The organism is Polaribacter haliotis, from assembly GCF_014784055.1.
In the GTDB taxonomy this organism is placed as follows: domain Bacteria; phylum Bacteroidota; class Bacteroidia; order Flavobacteriales; family Flavobacteriaceae; genus Polaribacter; species Polaribacter haliotis.
On record NZ_CP061813.1, the window covers coordinates 2,269,859 to 2,291,438 of the forward strand.

22 protein-coding genes are annotated in these 21,580 nt (G+C 30.6%); 8 read left to right on the forward strand and 14 right to left on the reverse strand.

The window, feature by feature from the left end:
• Positions 1 to 79: 79 nt before the first annotated feature.
• From H9I45_RS09640 to H9I45_RS09660, 5 genes are all read right to left on the reverse strand, one after another.
• Positions 80 to 541, reverse strand: a complete 462-nt coding sequence (locus H9I45_RS09640) for an ExbD/TolR family protein (protein WP_088355474.1) — start codon at positions 539 to 541, stop codon at positions 80 to 82.
• A gap of 18 nt (positions 542 to 559) precedes the next feature.
• Positions 560 to 1,189, reverse strand: coding sequence for an ExbD/TolR family protein (locus H9I45_RS09645; protein ID WP_088355473.1), 630 nt, complete (start codon positions 1,187 to 1,189; stop codon positions 560 to 562).
• 4 nt (positions 1,190 to 1,193) lie between these two features.
• On the reverse strand, positions 1,194 to 1,655 hold the full coding sequence (locus H9I45_RS09650; protein WP_088355472.1) for a hypothetical protein: 462 nt from the start codon (positions 1,653 to 1,655) through the stop codon (positions 1,194 to 1,196).
• 8 nt (positions 1,656 to 1,663) lie between these two features.
• A complete protein-coding gene (locus H9I45_RS09655) occupies positions 1,664 to 2,386 on the reverse strand; it encodes a MotA/TolQ/ExbB proton channel family protein (RefSeq protein ID WP_088355471.1) in 723 nt (240 codons plus the stop codon).
• 229 nt (positions 2,387 to 2,615) lie between these two features.
• Positions 2,616 to 3,653, reverse strand: a complete 1,038-nt coding sequence (locus H9I45_RS09660) for an asparaginase (RefSeq protein WP_088355470.1) — start codon at positions 3,651 to 3,653, stop codon at positions 2,616 to 2,618.
• A 146-nt stretch (positions 3,654 to 3,799) separates the two neighbouring features.
• Here H9I45_RS09660 and H9I45_RS09665 point away from each other — a divergent pair, with 146 nt between their 5' ends.
• The 5 genes from H9I45_RS09665 (at position 3,800) to H9I45_RS09685 (ending at position 9,604) form a co-directional block, all read left to right on the forward strand.
• Complete coding sequence (locus tag H9I45_RS09665) at positions 3,800 to 4,498, forward strand: zinc metallopeptidase (RefSeq protein WP_088355469.1); 699 nt, start codon at positions 3,800 to 3,802, stop codon at positions 4,496 to 4,498.
• Positions 4,499 to 4,764: 266 nt separating this feature from the next.
• Positions 4,765 to 7,140: a TonB-dependent receptor gene (locus H9I45_RS09670; RefSeq protein ID WP_088355468.1), complete on the forward strand. Its 2,376-nt coding sequence runs from the start codon at positions 4,765 to 4,767 to the stop codon at positions 7,138 to 7,140.
• A 14-nt stretch (positions 7,141 to 7,154) separates the two neighbouring features.
• Complete coding sequence (locus tag H9I45_RS09675; protein ID WP_088355467.1) at positions 7,155 to 7,718, forward strand: hypothetical protein; 564 nt, start codon at positions 7,155 to 7,157, stop codon at positions 7,716 to 7,718.
• A complete protein-coding gene (locus H9I45_RS09680; protein ID WP_088355466.1) occupies positions 7,699 to 8,706 on the forward strand; it encodes a sensor histidine kinase in 1,008 nt (335 codons plus the stop codon). The genes H9I45_RS09675 and H9I45_RS09680 overlap by 20 nt, the downstream gene beginning before the upstream one ends.
• Before the next feature lie 133 nt (positions 8,707 to 8,839).
• The gene (locus H9I45_RS09685) at positions 8,840 to 9,604 is read left to right on the forward strand and encodes a LytR/AlgR family response regulator transcription factor (protein WP_088355465.1); all 765 of its coding nucleotides are present in this window, start codon (positions 8,840 to 8,842) and stop codon (positions 9,602 to 9,604) included.
• 7 nt (positions 9,605 to 9,611) lie between these two features.
• Here H9I45_RS09685 and H9I45_RS09690 read toward each other — a convergent pair whose 3' ends face one another.
• From H9I45_RS09690 to H9I45_RS09705, 4 genes are all read right to left on the reverse strand, one after another.
• Positions 9,612 to 10,220, reverse strand: a complete 609-nt coding sequence (locus H9I45_RS09690) for a lycopene cyclase domain-containing protein (protein ID WP_140422786.1) — start codon at positions 10,218 to 10,220, stop codon at positions 9,612 to 9,614.
• Between the two features lie 113 nt (positions 10,221 to 10,333).
• Positions 10,334 to 12,130 (reverse strand): translation elongation factor 4, encoded by a 1,797-nt coding sequence (gene lepA / locus H9I45_RS09695; RefSeq protein WP_088355463.1) that lies wholly within the window; start codon positions 12,128 to 12,130, stop codon positions 10,334 to 10,336.
• Between the two features lie 110 nt (positions 12,131 to 12,240).
• Positions 12,241 to 12,516 (reverse strand): EF-hand domain-containing protein, encoded by a 276-nt coding sequence (locus H9I45_RS09700; RefSeq protein WP_088355462.1) that lies wholly within the window; start codon positions 12,514 to 12,516, stop codon positions 12,241 to 12,243.
• Positions 12,517 to 12,597: 81 nt separating this feature from the next.
• The gene (locus tag H9I45_RS09705) at positions 12,598 to 13,695 is read right to left on the reverse strand and encodes a TolB family protein (protein ID WP_088355461.1); all 1,098 of its coding nucleotides are present in this window, start codon (positions 13,693 to 13,695) and stop codon (positions 12,598 to 12,600) included.
• Positions 13,696 to 13,739: 44 nt separating this feature from the next.
• On the opposite strand from H9I45_RS09705, the gene H9I45_RS09710 reads away from it, so the two are divergent.
• The 3 genes from H9I45_RS09710 to dusB are packed head-to-tail and all read left to right on the forward strand — an operon-like array spanning position 13,740 to position 16,378.
• Positions 13,740 to 14,963: a M28 family peptidase gene (locus tag H9I45_RS09710; protein WP_088355460.1), complete on the forward strand. Its 1,224-nt coding sequence runs from the start codon at positions 13,740 to 13,742 to the stop codon at positions 14,961 to 14,963.
• 5 nt (positions 14,964 to 14,968) lie between these two features.
• Positions 14,969 to 15,370, forward strand: coding sequence for a DUF4345 domain-containing protein (locus H9I45_RS09715; RefSeq protein ID WP_088355459.1), 402 nt, complete (start codon positions 14,969 to 14,971; stop codon positions 15,368 to 15,370).
• A gap of 6 nt (positions 15,371 to 15,376) precedes the next feature.
• Complete coding sequence (gene dusB, locus H9I45_RS09720) at positions 15,377 to 16,378, forward strand: tRNA dihydrouridine synthase DusB (RefSeq protein WP_088355458.1); 1,002 nt, start codon at positions 15,377 to 15,379, stop codon at positions 16,376 to 16,378.
• A gap of 2 nt (positions 16,379 to 16,380) precedes the next feature.
• On the opposite strand, the gene H9I45_RS09725 is transcribed toward dusB, so the two are convergent.
• The 5 genes from H9I45_RS09725 to H9I45_RS09745 form a co-directional block, all read right to left on the reverse strand.
• Positions 16,381 to 17,610: an ABC transporter permease gene (locus tag H9I45_RS09725; protein ID WP_228454838.1), complete on the reverse strand. Its 1,230-nt coding sequence runs from the start codon at positions 17,608 to 17,610 to the stop codon at positions 16,381 to 16,383.
• A 9-nt stretch (positions 17,611 to 17,619) separates the two neighbouring features.
• Entirely contained in the window at positions 17,620 to 18,015 is a 396-nt protein-coding gene (gene rbfA, locus H9I45_RS09730; RefSeq protein ID WP_088355457.1) for a 30S ribosome-binding factor RbfA, read from the reverse strand.
• Positions 18,016 to 18,119: 104 nt separating this feature from the next.
• Complete coding sequence (locus H9I45_RS09735; RefSeq protein WP_088355456.1) at positions 18,120 to 18,413, reverse strand: FoF1 ATP synthase subunit delta/epsilon; 294 nt, start codon at positions 18,411 to 18,413, stop codon at positions 18,120 to 18,122.
• A gap of 75 nt (positions 18,414 to 18,488) precedes the next feature.
• Positions 18,489 to 20,000: a F0F1 ATP synthase subunit beta gene (gene atpD, locus H9I45_RS09740; RefSeq protein WP_088355455.1), complete on the reverse strand. Its 1,512-nt coding sequence runs from the start codon at positions 19,998 to 20,000 to the stop codon at positions 18,489 to 18,491.
• A gap of 178 nt (positions 20,001 to 20,178) precedes the next feature.
• Positions 20,179 to 21,540 carry an OmpA family protein gene (locus tag H9I45_RS09745; RefSeq protein WP_088355454.1) on the reverse strand — a complete coding sequence of 454 codons (1,362 nt, stop codon included), beginning with the start codon at positions 21,538 to 21,540 and terminating at the stop codon, positions 20,179 to 20,181.
• Positions 21,541 to 21,580 lie beyond the last annotated feature (40 nt).

Genomic DNA, 21,580 nt, shown 5'->3' on the forward strand with positions numbered 1-21,580 from the left:
TCATTTTTTTATGATAAAATGAAGCAAAAAAAAAGGATAATTCGTAATGAATTATCCTTTTTGGTATTCTATATAAAAATTAATTATCTCCTTTTGAAGCAGAGTAACTAATTTTAAGAGCATTTACGTCTCTTAATTTTAATCTAATATCTGTAATTGTACCTACATTAGATTCTTTATCTGCTTTAATAGAAGTTGTCATAAATGGTTGTTGGTTTTCTGGAACCTTAGACCTTTCATTAATAATAAAAGCTGGTACATCATCTGCAGAAGCTATTTTATCATTTAATTGAATTTTGTTATAACTTGTACCATATTTAGCATCTTTTGCTTTACCAACATAGATTGTACTTACTAAACTTTTGTGTTCTAATTTTTTAACCTCAGTTGCAGAAGGCAATCTAGGATTTTCTACCTGCAATTCAGTTTCTCTCATAGTTGTTGTAACCATAAAGAAAAATAACAACATAAATACAATGTCTGGTAAAGCTGCAGTATTAACTGCTGGCATTCCTTTTTTCTTTTTTCTAAACTTAGACATACTTGTTATTTTTAAAAATTAGTTTCCTGAAGATGTTGGTTCCGCGTCAGAAATAATTTGAGGATATGAATTTTTGATATCATCTACTTTTTTCTGTAAAGCAACGTTATTTCTATCATCTTTATAAGATTCTTCTAATTCGTCAAAAGAAATCCCATAACGTTCTTTAGATAATCTATTACGTAACTCTGTATAAGCTCGTAATAATTCATTTTGAACTTTTAAATAAACTCCATATTCTGTACCTCTATCACTTAGTACAGAAATAATTGCTTTATTTGGATGATCTGAAGACGATTCGCTTTTCTCTCCTTTACAATACGTACAAGGTCCTGTTTTAACACCTTCTTCTATTTTACCTTCACCTCCACCATTATCTATAAATGCTATTGCAGCATCTTTTAGATCTTTAATTTCCATTCTTTCACCTTCTACTTGAAGCTCATTTCTAAAGTTTAAATTAACTTCAAAAATATTCTTTTCCTTAATAATAGGTGGAACGTAATCTGCTGGTGGTTTTTCTGATAACTTTTTAGAAATACCAGAATCTACATTCATGGTAGTTGTTACTAAAAAGAAAATTAGTAGCAAGAAAGCAATATCTGCCATAGAACCTGCATTAATTTCTGGATTCTCTCTTCTTGCCATAGTTTTATGATTTAATTAGTCCTTTTAATAAGTCGTACACAAAAAATAGCGAAGCTATTCCTCCTAAAATAATACTATACCAAATACCTGTTCCAACCCATTTATTTGATGTTGTACCAGCTTCTCCACCTTCTAAAACTACACCTTGAGTATCTAAAACTGCGTTAGAATCTGACATAAAATATGCTACGATTAAAAACACACCTAATACACCAAGACCTAATAAAGTCTTTTTAAGATTTTGAGGATTTCTAATTAAACTCCACAGAGATAATACTACAGCAATAATAACTGCTGCGTATAACAAAAATGTAGAGTAATATATCATTGGACTTATTACTTTATTTTGAAGTGCTGCATCTGTTTTAATCATTTCTGCATCTTCCATAAAAATTCTTATGAAAAGAAATGCACCAATTAAAGCGATGGCAGCAATTAAAATACTTAAAATTTTATTGCTTTTCATCTGTTTTTTTATTTTTTATACTTTACTAACAAATCAATTAATTGGATAGAAGCATCTTCCATATTATTTACAATACTATCGATTTTAGAAACGATATAATTATAAAAAATCTGTAAAATAATTGCTACAATAAGACCAAATACTGTTGTTAATAAGGCTACTTTAATACCTACAGCTACTACTCCTGGAGAGATATCATTTGCTACAGCAATCATATCAAAGGCTTGAATCATACCAATTACAGTTCCCATGAACCCAAGCATTGGTGCTAAAGCAATAAATAAAGACAACCAAGAAATATTTTTCTCTAAAAGTCCCATTTGAACTCCTCCATAAGAAACTACTGCTTTTTCAGCTGCTTCCACACCTTCGTCTACTCTATCTAAACCTTGGTAAAAGATAGATGCAACTGGTCCTTTTGAGTTTCTACAAACTTCTTTTGCAGCTTCTACACCACCAGAACTTAAAGCTTCATCTACATTCGCTACTAATTTCTTAGTATTTGTAGTTGCCATGTTTAAATAAATAATTCTTTCAATTGCAATTGCTAAACCTAATATTAAGGCTACCAATACAATTCCCATAAATTCTGGGCCACCTTCAATAAAACGTTGTTTTAATTCTTGGTGAAAAGTTTTTGATTCTGCTGCTGCTTCTTGCGCGAAAGTTGATTGAATAGCTCCAAAAAACATGAATCCTGTTACGGATAGAACATTTACTACTTTTTTCATCTCTGTTATAATTAATTTTTAATAGTTAACGGGTTAAAGATATAAATTTTCAATTCAAATAAACAAATATAGTTGCTACTTTAACTTCTTTTTTTAAACAACAATTTCTAATTATCTATTTTTGAGACTGCCAAGTAACAAAAAAAATGTCAGTTTCTAAAAAAATCTAATCTATTTATTGTAAAAATACTGTTTTTTTATATTCAAAATTATTTTTTTGAAAAAAAAACTACTTGTTTGTTATTTCTCCTCGTAAAGATTTCTCGAAATAATGTTTAAATTCTTCTTGTGAGAGTTCTTCATTTAACAAATACATTAATTTTGCAATTGCAGATTCTGTAGTCATATCTCCACCACTAATTACACCTATTTCTTTTAAAGAAACACTGGTATCATAATGACCTAAAATTACACTTCCTCCTGCACATTGTGTAACATTTACTATTTTAATTCCTTTTAAAGTTGCTTCCTTTAGTAAATCTAAAAACCAATTTTCATTCGGTGCGTTTCCAGAACCATAGGTTTCTATAACTACTCCTTTTAAGTTTTTGATATTCAAAATACTTTCTACAACTGCTTTTGTTATTCCTGGAAACAACTTCAAAATAACAACATCAGTTACTAATTTTTTTCTGACAATTAATTTTTCGACCTTCTTTATTGGTTTCTGAATTAAATGCTCGTTAAAGTTTAAATGAACACCACTTTCTGCCAGAGGCGGATAATTCATCGAAGTAAATGCCTCGAATTGTTCTGCACTAATTTTTGTAGTTCTATTGGCTCTGTATAGTTTGTATTCAAAATACAAACAAACTTCAGAAATTACAGGTTTGTTCTCTTTTCTTGAAGATGCAATTTCTATGGAAGTAATTAAGTTTTCTTTTGCATCTGTTCTTAAATCGCCAATTGGCAATTGAGATCCTGTAAAAATGATAGGTTTTTGTAAATTTTCTAACATAAAACTGACTGCAGAAGATATATAAGACATGGTATCTGATCCTGTAAGAATTACAAAACCATCGAATTTTGTATAGTTTTCTTCAATAATTTCTACAATATCTATATAATATTGTGTGTTCATGTTAGAAGAATCGATTACTTCTTCAAAAGAAATACTTTCAATATTACAATCTAATTGCTGTAACTCTGGAATTTTATCTACAATCTGACTAAAATCAAAAGCTTTTAATGCATTCGTTTTATAGTCTTTAATCATACCAATTGTTCCTCCAGTATAAATAATAAGGATGTTGGGTTTGTTTGTCATTTTGTCATTGAATTCTAAATATTCTATTAAATTTTGACTTTTAAAGGCAAAAAACGTAACTTTCTTACTTCAAAAAATAAAATGGAATACTTTATGTTGTAAATTTATCAAACAAAAATGATATACAATTTAAAACTTTATAAATTATGATGGGATTTTATATTTTAATTGGTGCAATCTCTTTGGTGAGCTGGTTAGTTAGTAATCAATTGAAGAGTAAATTCAAAAAATATTCTCAAATTCAGTTAAGAAATGGCATGAGTGGCGCAGAAATCGCTACTAAAATGTTATCCGATAATGGAATTTTCGATGTAAAAGTTATTTCTACTCCTGGTAGATTAACAGATCATTACAATCCAAAAGATAAAACTGTAAATTTAAGTGAAGCTGTTTACAATCAAAGAAATGCTGCTGCTGCAGCTGTTGCTGCGCACGAAGTTGGGCATGCAGTACAACATGCAAAAGCATATAGTTATTTAACAATGCGTTCTCAATTAGTACCAATTGTTAGTATTACTTCTAAATTTTCTCAATGGTTGGTAATTGGTGGTTTAATTTTAGGTGCTGCTTCAGGTGGAACTGGAGTTGGTTTTTATATTGCTATTGCTGGTTTGGTTTTTATGGCGCTTGCAACTCTTTTTAGCTTTGTAACTTTACCTGTAGAATATGATGCAAGTAACAGAGCTTTGGCTTGGTTAAAAGATAAAAATATGGTTACAAGAGAAGAGTTTGCTGGTTCTAAAGATGCGCTTAAATGGGCTGCAAGAACTTATTTAGTTGCGGCTTTGGGTTCTTTAGCAATGCTTCTATATTGGGGATTACAAGTGCTAGGAAACAGAGACTAATGCCACAGGCATTTTTTGTATCTCACTCATCCTCTTAAGAATTGGGTGGATTTTCTAAACAATTAAAAAATAAATTTATTTAAAATGCTTCGATTTTTTCGAAGCATTTTTTTGTTGTAGGAAACCTTTTTCTGATTTTATGCGTCTTTGTTTTATAGAAATAGAATTACAGTTCAGCCGAAAATTCACCCAATTCGTCAGATTTCTATTTATTTCTTGTAACAAAATAGGCACTTTTACAGTGTAATAAAAAACGAATCAGCCAAATGAAAACTTTAACAAACACCCTTTTTATTTTATTTTTCGGAATTTTAGCAACTAATGCTCAACATTCTATTTCAGGTAAAATTGTAGACGAACAGAATCTACCTTTACCTTTTGCTAATATTGTTTTGTATAAAATTGGCGAAGAAGCAAATCCGAAAGGAACTGTTTCAGCTGATAATGGAACTTATAATTTTGAAAAAATAGCTTCAGGAAAGTATAAAATTGAAATTTCTATGTTGGGTTTCGAAACTCAAAAAATTACTGTATTTGAATTGAATTCTAACAAGACCTTCAACGTAACTTTAAAAGAAGAATCGCAAACTTTAAATGAAGTTGTTATAAAAAGTAAACGTCCTGTAATAAGACAAAATGCAGAAAAACTGATTGTAGATTTAGAAAAATCGGAAATGATTAATTCTAACTTGCAAGATGTTATGCGTAAAATTCCTGGTGTTTTGGTTACTAATAACGGAATTTCAATTGCTGGAAAAGGCGGAATTACCATTCTTATTAACGGAAAAACAACAGAATATATGGATGTTGATACCTTATTAAGAGATTTTCCTGCGGATAATATTTCAAAAATTGAGCTTGTAGAACAACCTGGAGCAGAATACCAAGCTTCTGGTTCTGGAGCGATTATAAACATTATTTTAAAGAAAAATGTAAAATTAGGAACTCATGGAAGTGTAAATACTTGGGTTGGAGAAGATGAAGGTTTCGAGTGGGGTTCAGGTGTTTCTATTGCGAGTTATAAGAACAAATTAAATTGGCAGGCAGGTGTAAATTACTCGCAACCAACTTATAGAGAAGATTTATTTTTAGTGAGAACTGTTGGTTCTGAAACTTACGACCAAGTTACAAGAGAACCTTATGATCCAGATAATTTTACGATTAGAGGAAGTTTAGATTACTATTTAAGTGAAAATCATTCAGTTGGAGTTGGTGGTCGTTTTAACACAAGAAAATCGACAAGAACTGTTCTTAGTGAAACTATTATTTCTGATGCAAATAACAGAAATACTTTATTTTCTGAAAATTATTTTGATAGAGATCGAGCAAACTTCAACATAAACCCTTATTACGAATATAAAACGGATACAGATAAATTGGTTATCGATTTTAATTATGTAGATTTTACGAATAATAGCACAAATACATTGTACGATGTTGCTGGAAGTACAGTTGCATTTACGGATAGAAGATACATACAAGATGGAACGTATTCTATAAAAACATACAGAGCAGATTATACAAAAACGTTTTCCGACAATTTTAAAGTAAGTGCAGGAACTCGTTTTGCAGACGTAAAAACAGACAACGATTTGCAAACTTTTGAAGAAAATACGAATAATGGATTTGATAAAGATAATGAAGCTAGTAGTCGTTTTGTAATTGATGAAACCATTTTCGCCTTGTATTCTAAAGTGAATGCAAACTATGGGAAATGGTCTTTTTCTGGTGGATTGCGTTATGAAAACAGTAATACAGATGGTACATCCACATTTTTAAAAAATGGAACTCTAACAACTGAAGTACAAAAAAGACCTATTAAAAAAATCTTTCCAAGTGCATCAATAAGTAGAAAAATTACTGATGTTTTAGGAGCAAGTGTTTCTTATAGTTACAGAATTCAAAGGCCATCTTACAGTAGTTTAAATTCTTTTCAACAGTTTTTAGATCCGTTTTCTGCTGGCGAAGGAAACCCAAATTTAACTCCTGCTTACACAAATAATTATCAATTTAATTTAACATATGAAGGTCAGCCATTTTTTACAGTTGGTTATAGTAAGACAGATGATGTACTATTTCAATTGATAAAACAAGACAATACAACTGCACAAATTAGACAAAAAGATGTAAATGTAGAAAATAATGCAAATTGGAACTTTCGTTTGTTTGCGCCCGTAAATTTTGCAAAAGGTTTGGAAGGTTACACAGGAATTATTGTTACAAATACAGATTATCAATCTTCTACTTATGGTGTAGATTTAAACAAATGGAACTTAATTTGGTTCATACAAGCAAGTTATCAGTTACCTTGGGATGTTAATTTTGAGTTGAGTGGAAATTACGGAACAGGCGCTTTAGAAGGTCAAATTGAAGTAGATTGGTTGGCAGAATTAGATTTTTCTTTCGGAAAGAAGTTTTTAGATGATAAATTAAAAGTAAATTTAGGCTTCAATAAAATGTTGAATAGAGGTTTTGTTGGTAACATAGATTACGGAAATGGAACTGCACAAGTAGAAAGTAATGGTTCCAGACAAAATATTCAATTGAGATTGGTTTACAGTTTTGGTTCTCAATTTGGAAAGAAAAAATCGAAGAGAAATTCTAATAACGATGAAGAAAACAGAATTAATGCCGGTAATTAAAAGAAATAAAATTTATGTATTATAAAATATTATTTGTTATTGGTTTACTATTCGAAGTTGTTGCACAAGTTTTATTAGCACAAGGTAATGAGTTTGTGTACGCGCAAAAACCTATAGATTTTGCACATTGGTTTTTGCTTTTAGGAGTCGTTTTTATGATTCCACAAGTAATTTCTTTTCCAAAGAAAATATATAGTTTTATTGGTAAACCGCTAACAATAATTGGCATTGTGTGTATTATTGGAATGTGTATTTTAGACTTTATTTGGTGGAGTTATCCCACACAAGAATTACGAAATGAATTTGCGAAACATATTTCTCAATTCCCCTCAATTTGGGATGTCTTTCTAAAAATAGGACCAAGTTCATATATTTTTAATATAGGCTTACTATTTTTAGCTTTTAACTATTTTAAAGAAAATAAAATTGGTGTTACAATTATTATTTTAGCAACTCTATTGATACTTTTTGCCAGATTTATTCCAAATAGATTAATTTATGGATATTTAATTACAGTAATTGGGTTCTCATATATTTTTTATAAAACAAAACAAGTAAATGAATACCAAGTTAAATAAATCTGATTGGATAATATTGGCCATTATTTTTGGAACTAATATTTTACTAAACTCCTATGATTATTACAGAGAAGGAAATCAATTAATTGAATATTTAATTGATTTTCCAACCTCCACAATTTTATCAATATTTATAATTTTAGTTTTTATTCGAAAAATTGTTCCAGAGTTTTTAGTAAAACGCAAAAACTATGTGCTTTTTTTAATTTCCAGCTTGTTACTATTAATTATTGTTGGTTCTCTAGATAATGCCATTGGAAGATTAAGCGCAGGGAAATCTTTAAGCACAATTACAGAAAGACTGTCTTTTCTAATAGGTGGCTTGTACAACTCAACTGACATGGTAGGCTTACCTTTAGGTATCTTGTTAATCAAAAAGTTTTATGAAGGTCAACAAGAATTAGTAACTATTCAAAAAGAACAAAAAGAGAACGAATTAAAATTGTTGCGATCTCAAATAGATCCTCATTTTTTGTTTAATAATTTAAATACTTTAGATGCTTTAATTGATAGTAATCCTACAAAAGCAAAAGAATATATTAATAGACTTTCTTTAATTTACAGATATTTAATTCAGACGAAAGATGCTGAAGTTATGGAACTTTCCAAAGAAATTAGTTTTGCTGAAAATTATATTTTTTTGATAAAAACTAGATTTGGTAACGATTACGAATTTAAAATTGAAGAAAACACGTCTATTAAAGATAAATTTATTCCAACTGGTGCAATACAAGCTTTGTTAGAAAACGTGGTAAAACACAATAAATCTGATGGAAAAACTCCTATAAAAACAACCATTTTAATTAATGATGGCTGGCTAATAATTACAAATTCTAAATCTGATGTTGTTTCCAAACCAGCATCTTTTGGCACAGGTTTAGAAAATTTAAAAGCACGTTACAGATTGCTTTCAGATGAGCAAATTCAAATACATGATATGGATAAAAAGTTTGAAGTTTTTATTCCTGTGATAGAATTAACGGCGTAACAATGGGGCATTCTCTCTTGTTGAAAAATTATTTGTCATTCCGAGTGAAGCGATAGCGAAACCGAGGAATCTTTAACCTTTGAGATTTCTCCACAAGGTCGAAATGACAAGAAATATGAATAAAAAGTAAAAAATGAATATTTTAATTTTAGAAGACGAAATTCCTGCATATCAAAAACTAACAAAATGTTTAGACAGTTTTTTTGATATTAAAATTACACACGATTGGGCAAGAACAATTGTTGATGGAGAAAAATTCCTAAAAGAAAATACCTACGATTTTATTTTATCTGATATTCAGCTTTTAGATGGACTTTCTTTTGATTTGTTTGATAAAATAAAAATTGAAGCTCCCATTATTTTCTGTTCTGCACATGATGAATATTTGTTCCAAGCTTTTAACACAAACGGAATTGCTTATATTTTAAAACCATATTCTCAAGATGATTTTAATAAAGCAATCAATAAATATGAATCTTTATTTAAAAAGGGAAATTATAACTCTTTAGACTCAAATACAATTGATGCTTTAAAATCTGCTTTGCAACAAGAAAACACCACTTATAAAAAACGATTTGTTATTAAAAAAGCATCTGGAATTCAATTATTAAATGCCACAGATATTGCCTTAATTACTGCTTCAGGAGATTTTTGTTTGGTAATTGAAAATCTTGGAAAACGACTTACAATTTCTCAAAATTTGGGAAGTATATATCAGCAATTAAATCCTAAAAAGTTTTTTAAAATTAATAGAAGTGAAATTGTAAACATCGATTTTATAGAAAATATCGAAAGTCATTTTAAGAATAGATTGCTAATTTCTATAAAAAACCACAAAGAAAAAGTAATGACGAGCTCTTCTACAACGTCTGATTTTAGGAAGTGGTTGGAGAGTTGAAAAAATATTATTTTTTACCAATCTTTTTATAATTTCTTTGAAAGTCATATAGAATACTTCCACAACAACCCCAACTAAAATACCAAAAAATCTCTGTTAAAGGAATATTCCCTAAAACCGTTTTTCCTAAATTTGTTTCAGTCAAGAAAAAATAATTATCTACGTAGTTTGGCGATAAGTAATTTACGAGTACAGAGTAGGTAGGAATTATAATAATTAGAATAAATATACCAGATAAAAGAGATGGCAATAATAAATCTCTCCTTAATAATATCATTAAAAATGCAAAAAGCATAAAACTAAAAGAGCAGACAATTATTGAGTTATATCCTAAATAATTTGTAAATAATAATAATATTAATATCTCCGCAATTAATAAAATTACCCCTGCATAAGTATGTATCTTTTTTTTGTTATTTAAAACTTCATATCCTTTTACAAAGAAAAAATCATAAATACCCACAGAAATTCCGGTAATTAGAAATGAAAAAATAGTGTCTTCTAAAATAAAGTATGGAAAATGAATTAAATATGGTGGATCCCAATAATCTTTTAAATGCCAGACTTCTTCCATAAAAGTTCCAAAAGGAGCCATTATCAATCCAAAAATCATCATTCTTCTTCGGATTATTTTTTTTGACGAGTAAAGTAAAATCCAAATTAAAAAAAGGACTGCTAATAGAATAACGTATATATACTTATCCAAAACTTACTTTTATAAATTAAAAATTAATCGTTCAACTTTAAAACCGCCATAAATGCTTCTTGTGGAATTTCTACATTACCAACCTGACGCATTCTTTTCTTTCCTTTTTTCTGCTTTTCTAAAAGTTTACGTTTCCTAGAAATATCTCCTCCATAACATTTTGCAGTAACATCTTTTCGTAAGGCTTTTGTAGTTTCACGCGCAATAATTTTTGCACCAATTGCTGCCTGAATAGGAATATCGAACTGTTGTCTTGGAATTAATTGCTTTAATTTCTCAACAATTTTCTTACCAATTGTGTAGGCATTATCTGCATGTAAAAGTGCCGAAAGTGCATCTACTGGTTGTGCGTTTAACAAAATATCTACTCTTACCAATTTCGATTCTTTCATACCAATTGGATGATAATCGAAAGAAGCATACCCTTTAGAAACAGTTTTTAAGCGATCGTAAAAATCGAATACAATTTCTGCCAAAGGCATTTCGAAAATTAACTCTACTCTTTGTGTTGTTAAATACGTTTGGTTAATAATTTGTCCACGTTTTTCGATACATAAGCTCATTACTTGCCCAACAAAATCGGACTTTGTAATAATACTTGCTTTAATAAATGGCTCTTCTACTCTATCTAATCTTGACGGATCTGGTAAATCTGTTGGATTATTTAAGATAATAATTTCATCTGGATTTTTCTTTGTGTAAGCGTGGTAAGAAACGTTGGGAACTGTTGTAATAACAGTCATGTTAAACTCACGCTCTAAACGTTCTTGTATAATTTCCATGTGTAACATTCCTAAGAAACCACACCTGAATCCAAAACCTAAAGCTGCAGAACTTTCTGGTTGAAATACCAAAGAAGCATCGTTTAATTGCAGTTTTTCCATAGAACTACGCAATTCTTCATAATCTTCTGTATCTACAGGATAAATTCCTGCGAAAACCATTGGTTTTACATCTTCGAAACCTTCAATAATTTCTTGGGTTGGTTTTGCGAAATCTGTTATGGTATCTCCTACTTTTACTTCTTTAGCGGTTTTAATTCCAGTAATTAAATACCCAACATCACCTGTTTTTACAGATTTTTTTACAACCTGATTTAGTTTTAAAGTACCAACTTCATCTGCAAAATAATTTTTACCTGTTGCAACGAATTTAATTTCTTGTCCTTTTTTTATTTCACCATTAAAAACTCTAAAATAGGTTTCAATTCCTCTGTAAGAATTATATACAGAATCGAAAATTAGTGCTTGTAAAGGTGCATCTGGATCTCCTTTTGGAGCAGGAATTCTACTTATAATTGCTTCTAAAATATTATCGACTCCAAAACCTGTTTTTCCACTTGCATGAATAACTTCTTCTGCGTCACAACCTAATAAATCTACAATATCGTCTGTTACTTCTTCTGGGTTTGCAGAAGGTAAATCTACTTTATTTAAAATTGGGATAATTTCTAAATCGTTCTCTAAAGCCAAGTATAAGTTAGAAATTGTTTGTGCTTGTATACTTTGTGCAGCATCTACAATTAACAAGGCGCCTTCACAAGCTGCAATAGATCTTGAAACTTCGTAAGAAAAATCTACGTGACCTGGAGTATCAATTAAATTTAAAATATATGGCTCTCCATTATGAACATAATCCATTTGAATTGCATGCGATTTAATGGTAATTCCACGTTCGCGCTCCAAATCCATAGAATCTAATAACTGCTCCTTTTTTTCACGAGAGGTTACAGAACCTGTAAAATCTAATAATCTATCTGCCAATGTACTTTTTCCATGATCGATATGTGCGATTATGCAAAAGTTTCTAATGTTCTTCATACTTCGTTTTCTAACTGCTTTCAATTGACAAAGATATGCTATTTACAACCCTTCTCAAATAAAAAAAGTACAATGAAATTCATTGTACTTTTTTACTATTTTATATAAAATTACAAATCTCTTTCTAACTCTGCAATTGCTACTTTAAATTCTTCTCTACTAATAGAATCGTCTCCAGATTTATCATAACCTTTAATCATTTCTCCAGCAACCAAACCTCTAATTAACCCTCCAACACCTGCTTCTTTTAATAACGCTTTTACTTCGTCTCTATTTAAATTCCCATCTTGGTCTTTATCAAAAAAAGTAAAAGCTTCTTCAGCATTTGTAAATTTTTCTGTCATTAAAGTATGAATGTCTTGTAATATTTTTTCTTTTGCTCCCATTTTAAAAATTTAAATTAATCTTGCCATTCTGCAATAAACAAGTTGGTATCTCTTTTTGTGAATTTCAGAATTGCAATCCTTTTAGTCTTGCCATTCTGCAATAAATAAGTTGGTATCTCTACCACCTCCATTATTTCTATTAGAAGAAAAAATTAGTTTTTTACCATCGTTAGAAAATACTGGAAATGCATCAAAAGTTTCTCCATGTGTTACTCTTTCCAAATTTTTCCCATCTATATCTATCATATATAAATTGAAAGGGAATCCTCTTTCTGCTTCAAAATTGGATGAGAATAATATCTTTTTTCCTGAAGGATGAAAAAACGGACTCCAATTCGCATTTCCTAAATCTGTTAATTGACGTAATTCAGATCCATCTGCATTACAAATATAAAGTTCCATTTCTGTTGGTTCTACCAAACCTTCTGCCAATAAATCTTTGTAGGCTTTTATTGCTTCTGGTGTTTTTGGTCTTGAAGAACGGAAGATAATTTTTGTTCCATCTGGAGAGAAAAATGCACCTCCATCGTAACCTAATTCGTCTGTAATTTGTTTTACATCAGAGCCATCAATATTCATAGTGTATAATTCTAAATCTCCACTTCTGGTTGATGTAAATACAATTTTATCTCCTTTTGGAGAAACTGTTGGCTCTGCATCATAACCCTTTTCGTTGGTTAATTGTTTTACGATGTTTCCTTCTAAATCTGCCACAAATATGTCGAAACTATCGTACACTGGCCAAATGTATTTTCCGTTTTTACGCAAAGGTACTTCTGGGCAATTTTCATCAACCAAATGTGTAGATGCATAAATAATATGTTTATTATCTGGTAAGAAGTAAGAACAAGTTGTACGCCCTTTTCCTGTAGAAATCATAGGTGGTTTTGTACCATTGAATGTCTCATCTGCATTCATTAAAAACATCTGATCGCAGTTTACGCCCCATTCTTTATAATTAGATTGAAAAACCAATTGTTTGTCATCGAAACTCCAATATGCTTCTGCATTATCGCCACCAAACGTAATTTGTTTGATACTTTTAAAATGTACTTCTTCTGGGTATATTAAAGAGTCTTTCGTAACAATTCTTTCTACTGATTTTGTTTCTGTTGGTTTTTTATCATTTTTACATGAAACCATTAACAATGCAAATACAATTAGGTAAACAATTCTCATTTTCTGTTTTATTAATTAACTTTGCAAAAATAATATTTATCATCATGAGAAACATTCTATTTCTAATCTTTTTGTCGTTTTTAATTTCTTGTAAACCAGAAATCAACCAAGAAAACCGAATTAAAGAAGATGTAACTTTTTTAGCTTCGGATGATTTAGAAGGAAGACAAACAGGAACTGAAGGCGAAAAAAAAGCCGCAAATTATATTGCTGAACGTTTTAAAGAGCTGGGTTTACAAGCTAAAGGAACACAAGAATATTTACAAGCTTTTACATTTAAACCAAAAACGAATCCTCATGACGAAGTGAAGTTCGATGTAAATGGAGATGGAACAATTACTGGAAATAACATTTTAGGTTTTATTGATAATAAAGCAGAAAATACCATAATTATTGGCGCTCATTACGATCATTTAGGCTTTGGTGGAGAAGGTTCTTTGTATAGAGATTCTATAAAAGCAATTCATAATGGTGCAGATGATAATGCTTCTGGAGTTGCAATTATGCTGAATTTAGCATCGAAACTAAAAAAGAAAAATACCAATAATAATTATTTGTTTATGGCTTTTTCTGGTGAAGAAATGGGACTTTTAGGTTCTAATTATTTTGTGAAAAACCCAACTTTGGATACTAAAAAAGTATCCTATATGATTAATATGGATATGGTTGGTCGTTTGAAAAAAGACTCTGCTTTGGCTGTTTATGGAACAGGAACTTCGCCAATTTTTAAGCAGGTTTTAAAATCTCATAACGATAATTTTAAATTAATTCAGCAAGAATCTGGTGTTGGACCAAGTGACCATACAAGTTTTTATTTGGCAGATATACCTGTGTTGCATTTTTTTACGGGACAGCATGAAGATTATCACAAACCTGGAGACGATTCAGAAAAACTGAATTACGATGGCATGTATTTAATCTCTGATTATATTTTAAATTTAATTACAGATTTAGATGATAATGGAAAACTGGCTTTCAGAAAAACTAAAAATGAAAGTGAAGATTCTCCTCGTTTTAAAGTTGGTTTGGGTGTAATTCCAGATTATATGTTCGATGGAAAAGGAATGCGAATTGATGGAATTTCCGAAGACAAACCCGCACAAAAAGCAGGTTTACAAAAAGGAGATATAGTTATAAAACTTGGCGATAGTGCAGTTACAAATATGATGAGTTATATGCGTGCTTTATCTGTTTTTGAAAAAGGAAATACAACGAAAGTTATTGTAAAAAGAGGTAATACTGAAGTTGAAAAAGAAATTAATTTTTAGAATTAATGTTCAAAACGAAACAAGATTTCATCAATAAAATACATTTAATTATTTCTGTTTGTATTGTAATTCCTGTTTCTTTTATCTACGGATTTAATCCTTCTTTAAAATTTGATATTCAGCTACAAACCATAGACGAACATAATTTCTTTAAAGCAATTATGGGTTTATATCTTGGTTTTTCTACACTTTGGCTTTTAGGTATTTTTAAAAATAATTATTTAAAAATTTCCATTCTTACAAACATCATTTTTATGATTGGTCTTGGTTCTGGTAGAATCTTAAGTATTGTTTTAGATGGAACTCCAACTTACGGTTATATATTCGGAACTTTTGCAGAACTCTTTTTAGGTTTCTACGGAATTTGGGTTCTGACAAATAAAAACACTAATTTTGCAAAAAAATAATTAGTTTTGGTAAAAATAGGCAACATAGAATTACCCGATTTCCCACTTTTATTAGCACCAATGGAAGATGTTTCAGATCCTCCATTTAGAGCTTTGTGCAAAGAAAATGGAGCAGATGTTGTGTATACAGAATTTATTTCTTCGGAAGGTTTAATTAGAGACGCCGCAAAAAGCGTTATGAAATTAGACATTTATGAAAAAGAACGTCCTGTTGGAATTCAAATTTTTGGTGCCAATTTAGATTCGATGTTAAAAACTGTAGAAATTGTTGAAAAATCAAATCCAGATATTATTGATATCAATTTTGGTTGTCCTGTAAAAAAAGTGGTTTCTAAAGGTGCTGGCGCAGGAATTTTAAAAGATATAGATTTAATGGTTTCATTAACTGAAGCCATGGTAAAACACACTAGTTTACCTATTACAGTTAAAACACGATTGGGTTGGGATCATGATTCTATAAGAATTGTTGAAGTTGCAGAGCGTTTGCAAGATGTTGGTTGTAAAGCAATTTCTATTCATGGCAGAACGCGTGCACAAATGTATAAAGGAGATGCAGATTGGAAACCAATTGCTGACGTAAAAAATAACCAAAGAATGCACATTCCTGTTTTTGGAAATGGAGATATTACTTCACCAGAAAAAGCAATGGAAATGCGAGATTCTTATGGTTTAGATGGTGCTATGATTGGTAGAGCTTCTATTGGGTATCCTTGGTTTTTTAATGAAGTGAAACATTATTTTAAAACTGGCGAATATTTAGCGAAACCAACAATTGCACAACGTGTGGAAATGGCAAGAAGACATTTGCAGATGGCAATTGACTGGAAAGGCCCAGTTTTAGGTGTTTTTGAAACAAGAAGACATTATACCAATTACTTTAAAGGAATTCCGCATTTTAAAGAATATAGAATGAAAATGGTAACTTCCGACGATGCAAAAGATGTTTTTGCTGCTTTTGATGAAGTGGAAGCTAAATTTGGAAATGCGATTATTCCTGAATTCGAATAAATTTATTTCTCAATAAACTCTTCAGAAATTCTACTACTTGCAATTCTCGCGGCTATATATCCTAAAATTGTAATTGTTAGAATTACAATAAATAAATTCGAAAAACGAAATTCTACTGGATAAGCCAAATCTGGAACAATCATAAAAAGTTCAAATTCCTTTTGAATAAATACTAAAATTATAGCCAATATAAGTCCAATACACATTCCAAAAAGCGTTAGCAAAAAGCCTTGTAAAACGAATATTTTTTTAATTTCTTTTATAGAAGCTCCCAAGCTGAGTAATGTTTTTAGATTTTGTTTTTTATCGATAATCATCATAATAATCGCTCCAATTACATTAAATAAAGCAATAATTACTATTAATGTGAATATTAAATAGGAAACAAAATTCTCTGTATTAATCACTTTATAAAGCACTTCATTTAACTGCTCTTTCGTTTGTATTTTAAAATCTGACCCTAATTTTTCTTGCAAATTCTCTGCAATTAAATTTGCTTCATCTGGGTTTTTTAATTTTAATTCTAAACCAGTAATTTCGTTTTCTTGAAATCTTAAAAGTTCAGATGCATCCTTAAAATCTACAAAAACAAACTTTCCTTCAAATTCTTCTGTTCCCATATAAATACCCACAATTTGAGTTTCTAATTTGTAGAAAGGGTTTCTTGGATTTATAAAACCTGTTCCTGGCTTAGGAACATTAATCGTTAGTGGTTCTCCATAATTTAAAACACCTAAAGAGAGTTTGTTAGATATTCCTCTGCCTATTACAGCAGTATTTTTAAAGTCGCTCTCAAGCCAAGTTCCTTGAGTTAAAGAAGAGTCTATTTGTGTGATTTGTGAATAATTTTCGTCAACACCTTTTATATAGGCGATTTCATTTTTATCATTATATTCTAAAAAGACACGTTCTTCTATTACTTTTGATATAATTTCTATAGAAGAATTATCATCTAAAATCTGTTTTGTTTTATCATCAAATAAAAAAGATTTTCCTTTCGTTGTCGATATTTTAATATCTGGATCAGAAAAATCTAAAAAACTATAGTTAAATGTTTTTAATCCGGAAAAGCCAGAAAGGATAATAAAAAGTGCAAACGAACCTACAATAACTCCAAAAGAGGCAATTATGGTAATAATGTTAATTGCATTATTACCAGTTTTTGTAAATAAATATCTTTTAGCTATAAATAAAGGAAAGCTCAAAGATTTTGCTTGCGCTCTATCTGACATTTTAAGAATTTAGATTTTTTTACGTTTTGGTAAAACATCAGGGTTTTTAATAGGATTTTCGTCTTCGCCTTTTAATGATTTATCAATATCTTCTATATAATCTAAAGTATCGTCACCAAAAAATAATAATTCTGGCATTCTTCTTAATTGGTTTCTCGTTCTTTTCGCCATTTCATGACGTATTAATGGTGTATTAGATTGAATTCCTTTTACAATTTCATCTCTTTTTATTGAAGGAAAAATACTTAAATACACTTTTGCAACTCCCAAATCTGAAGTTACATGAACTTTAGAAACGGAAATAATTACTCCTTTCATTCCATCTTGTGCTGCTTTTTGTAACACATCTACCAAGTCTTTTTGCAAGACTCCAGCAATTTTTCGCTGTCTGTTTGTTTCTTCCATAGTACAAATTTACAATTTTTTAAAGAGTTTCGCTCTTTGTTATAAAAACAAAAATCTCAAAGTATTAGATACTTTGAGATTTTTAAAGTTAATTATTTGTATTCTTAGTCTGCTAAAATAATCGCTTTATTATCATTCAATTCTAATGTACCAGAGTTTATGGCTAAGGTAATTATTTTATCATCATCATTTTGTTGTTCTAACTTGCCATGCAAATCGTCTAAAACTAAGTGATCTTGAGAATGTACATGAATTTTAATAACACCTTCTTTCAAAACTGAAACAATTGGTGCGTGATTATCTAACATTTGAAATTCTCCATTTACTCCAGGAACTGATACTGCATCAACTTCAGATGAAAACAAAATCGCCTCTGGCGTTACAATTTCTAAAAACATATTTATTTAGTTTGCAGTTCGTAGTTCGCAGTTCGCAGTCATTGATTACTGTTTACTGAATACTACCAACTATTTTTAAGCTTCAGCTAACATTTTTTCACCTGCATCAATTGCATCTTGGATAGATCCTCTTAAATTAAATGCTGCTTCAGGATATTTATCTAATTCTCCATCCATAATCATATTAAAGCCTTTAATTGTGTCTTTAATATCAACTAAAACTCCAGGTATACCAGTAAATTGTTCAGCTACGTGGAAGGGTTGAGATAAGAAACGTTGTACACGTCTTGCTCTGTGAACTACTAATTTATCTTCTTCAGATAATTCTTCCATACCTAAAATTGCGATAATATCTTGTAGTTCCTTATATCTTTGTAAAATTTCTTTTACAGCTGTTGCTGTGTTGTAGTGCTCATCACCTAAAATTTCAGCAGATAAAATTCTTGAAGTAGAATCTAAAGGATCTACTGCAGGATAAATACCTAATTCTGCAATCTTACGAGACAATACTGTTGTTGCATCTAAATGCGCAAATGTTGTTGCTGGTGCTGGATCTGTTAAATCATCTGCAGGTACGTAAACCGCTTGTACAGATGTAATAGAACCTTTTTTAGTTGATGTAATACGTTCTTGCATTGCACCCATTTCTGTTGCTAATGTTGGTTGGTAACCTACTGCTGAAGGCATACGCCCTAAAAGTGCAGAAACCTCTGAACCTGCTTGTGTAAAACGGAAAATATTATCTACGAAGAAAAGTACATCTTTTCCTTGACCATCTCCTGCTCCATCTCTAAAGTATTCTGCAATTGTTAAACCAGACAATGCAACTCGTGCACGTGCTCCAGGTGGTTCGTTCATTTGTCCGAATACGAATGTTGCCTTAGAATCTTTCATTCCAGGTTTATCTACTTTAGATAAGTCCCATCCGCCTTCTTCCATAGAATGCATAAAATCGTCTCCATATTTTATAATTCCTGATTCTAACATTTCACGAAGTAAATCGTTTCCTTCACGAGTTCTTTCACCAACTCCTGCGAAAACAGATAAACCACCATGACCTTTGGCGATGTTGTTAATTAATTCTTGAATTAGTACTGTTTTACCTACTCCTGCACCACCAAATAATCCAATTTTACCTCCTTTTGCATACGGTTCAATTAAATCAATTACTTTAATACCTGTAAATAAAACTTCTGTAGAAACAGATAAATCTTCAAACTTAGGTGCAGATCTATGAATTGGCAAACCATCTTTGCCTTCTTTCTTCAAATTTCCTAAACCATCAATTGCATGTCCAGTTACATTAAACAAACGACCATATATATCGTTTCCAATTGGCATTTGAATAGGATTTCCTGTAGCAAGAACTTCAACTCCTCTACTCAATCCATCAGTTGCATCCATTGCAATGGTTCTAACTGTATCTTCTCCAATATGTTGTTGTACTTCTAATACTAAAATTGAACCATCAGCTCTTTTAATTTCCAACGAATCGTAAATTTTAGGAAGCTCTGCATTTTCTGTATTGAATTCAACATCAATTACTGGCCCAATAATTTGAGAAACTTTTCCTGTTGTTGTAGACATTCTGTATCTAATTATAATTATTATTTATATTTCGAGATTTAGCATCTCATTTTCAGGATGCAAAGGTAATTCTTTTGTGTGTAATTAAAAAAGTTTTTAAATTAAAAAACGATTGTAATATAAAATAAAAAAAGCCTCACCAAATGGTGAGGCTTTTCTAAATAAATTATTTGAAGAATTATTTCTTGTTTGTTACTTTGATAACAACTCTTCTGTTTTGAGCTCTACCAGCTCTTGTTTTGTTTGTTGCAACTGGATCACCTTCTCCATAACCAATAGCTTCTAATCTAGTTGTTTTAACTCCTTGTTTTACTAAGTAGTCTCTTACAGCTATTGCTCTTTTTTCTGATAATCTTAAGTTTAATGGAGCAGAACCTGAACTATCTGTATGACCTTCAATTACGAAAGTAGCTTGAGGATTGTTGTTCATAACTTTTACAGCTTCATTTAACTTAGATGTAACTCCTGGTTTGAAAGAAGATTTTCCTACATTAAAGAAAATCGCTTTTGCAACTTCTCCCATAAGAGTTTCATCTTCAGCAGTAATTACAGGCTTAGGACATCCATTGTTAGATGCTGGACCTGCAACAGAAGGACATTTATCATCTTTATCTAAAACACCATCACCATCAGTATCTGGCCAAGGACAACCTCCATTAGACATAGGACCTGCTACGTTAGGACATTTATCGTTTTTGTTGATTACTCCATCTCCGTCAGAATCTGGACAACCTTTATTTGCTTTAGTTCCTTTATCATTAGGACACATATCATCTTTATCAGCAACTCCATCTCCGTCAGAATCAGGACAACCGTTCATTGCAGCTAAACCAGCAACGTTAGGACAAGCATCATCAGAATCTTTGATTCCATCGCCATCAGCATCAGGACAACCGTTAAATTCTTTTAAACCTGCAACTTCTGGACAAGCATCGTCTTTGTCATATACTCCATCTCCATCTGTATCTTTCCCTCCAAATTTAATCACTAGACCTAAAGTCGTTTGATAGTGAGCTCTTACTTTATCAGCAAAACCTTTCTTTGTACCAGTTTGGAAGTTTAAGCCTAAGTTATCACTAAACCAAGTATTAAAACCTAAACCAGCATTTAACATACCTTCTCCACTTGAATCTACAGAAGTATAACCTCCTCCTAAATATACATAAGGATCGAACCAACCAGTATCTCCAACTAAATTGTTAACATCGTACTTAACAATTGCATCTAATCCCCAATAAAGGAAATCTGAATCGTTTTCTGTCACTACTGTTTCAATTTTATTTAAAGAACCAGCTAATTGTAAAGAAAAACCTTTCTCTAAATACTTATCTACAGAAATTCTAGAAATAGAAGGTAATACATTCCAATCTTTGTTTCCTAATAAATCTTTAATCTGGTCTGAAAAATCATCCCCATTATAAAAATCTACATTGTTTAATCCAAAACCTACAACCCAAGGATTGTTTTCATCTTGTGCATTTACGTTGCTAACTGTTACCAACGCAAATAGAGCTATCACAGCCAATTTTAATCGTTTCATTATCAAATTTTTAAATTAAAAGTTCGTTATTTTAATTGCA

What these genes read in the sequence shown, in the direction of transcription:
- H9I45_RS09640 (WP_088355474.1), bottom strand. Translation starts at nt 541, where the DNA reads ATGTCTAAGTTTAGAAAAAAGAAAAAAGGAATGCCAGCAGTTAATACT.
- H9I45_RS09645 (WP_088355473.1), bottom strand. Translation starts at nt 1,189, where the DNA reads ATGGCAAGAAGAGAGAATCCAGAAATTAATGCAGGTTCTATGGCAGAT.
- H9I45_RS09650 (WP_088355472.1), bottom strand. Translation starts at nt 1,655, where the DNA reads ATGAAAAGCAATAAAATTTTAAGTATTTTAATTGCTGCCATCGCTTTA.
- H9I45_RS09655 (WP_088355471.1), bottom strand. Translation starts at nt 2,386, where the DNA reads ATGAAAAAAGTAGTAAATGTTCTATCCGTAACAGGATTCATGTTTTTT.
- H9I45_RS09660 (WP_088355470.1), bottom strand. Translation starts at nt 3,653, where the DNA reads ATGACAAACAAACCCAACATCCTTATTATTTATACTGGAGGAACAATT.
- H9I45_RS09665 (WP_088355469.1), top strand. Translation starts at nt 3,800, where the DNA reads ATGATGGGATTTTATATTTTAATTGGTGCAATCTCTTTGGTGAGCTGG.
- H9I45_RS09670 (WP_088355468.1), top strand. Translation starts at nt 4,765, where the DNA reads ATGAAAACTTTAACAAACACCCTTTTTATTTTATTTTTCGGAATTTTA.
- H9I45_RS09675 (WP_088355467.1), top strand. Translation starts at nt 7,155, where the DNA reads ATGTATTATAAAATATTATTTGTTATTGGTTTACTATTCGAAGTTGTT.
- H9I45_RS09680 (WP_088355466.1), top strand. Translation starts at nt 7,699, where the DNA reads ATGAATACCAAGTTAAATAAATCTGATTGGATAATATTGGCCATTATT.
- H9I45_RS09685 (WP_088355465.1), top strand. Translation starts at nt 8,840, where the DNA reads ATGAATATTTTAATTTTAGAAGACGAAATTCCTGCATATCAAAAACTA.
- H9I45_RS09690 (WP_140422786.1), bottom strand. Translation starts at nt 10,220, where the DNA reads ATGATGATTTTTGGATTGATAATGGCTCCTTTTGGAACTTTTATGGAA.
- lepA (WP_088355463.1), bottom strand. Translation starts at nt 12,130, where the DNA reads ATGAAGAACATTAGAAACTTTTGCATAATCGCACATATCGATCATGGA.
- H9I45_RS09700 (WP_088355462.1), bottom strand. Translation starts at nt 12,516, where the DNA reads ATGGGAGCAAAAGAAAAAATATTACAAGACATTCATACTTTAATGACA.
- H9I45_RS09705 (WP_088355461.1), bottom strand. Translation starts at nt 13,695, where the DNA reads ATGAGAATTGTTTACCTAATTGTATTTGCATTGTTAATGGTTTCATGT.
- H9I45_RS09710 (WP_088355460.1), top strand. Translation starts at nt 13,740, where the DNA reads ATGAGAAACATTCTATTTCTAATCTTTTTGTCGTTTTTAATTTCTTGT.
- H9I45_RS09715 (WP_088355459.1), top strand. Translation starts at nt 14,969, where the DNA reads ATGTTCAAAACGAAACAAGATTTCATCAATAAAATACATTTAATTATT.
- H9I45_RS09725 (WP_228454838.1), bottom strand. Translation starts at nt 17,610, where the DNA reads ATGTCAGATAGAGCGCAAGCAAAATCTTTGAGCTTTCCTTTATTTATA.
- rbfA (WP_088355457.1), bottom strand. Translation starts at nt 18,015, where the DNA reads ATGGAAGAAACAAACAGACAGCGAAAAATTGCTGGAGTCTTGCAAAAA.
- H9I45_RS09735 (WP_088355456.1), bottom strand. Translation starts at nt 18,413, where the DNA reads ATGTTTTTAGAAATTGTAACGCCAGAGGCGATTTTGTTTTCATCTGAA.
- atpD (WP_088355455.1), bottom strand. Translation starts at nt 20,000, where the DNA reads ATGTCTACAACAACAGGAAAAGTTTCTCAAATTATTGGGCCAGTAATT.
- H9I45_RS09745 (WP_088355454.1), bottom strand. Translation starts at nt 21,540, where the DNA reads ATGAAACGATTAAAATTGGCTGTGATAGCTCTATTTGCGTTGGTAACA.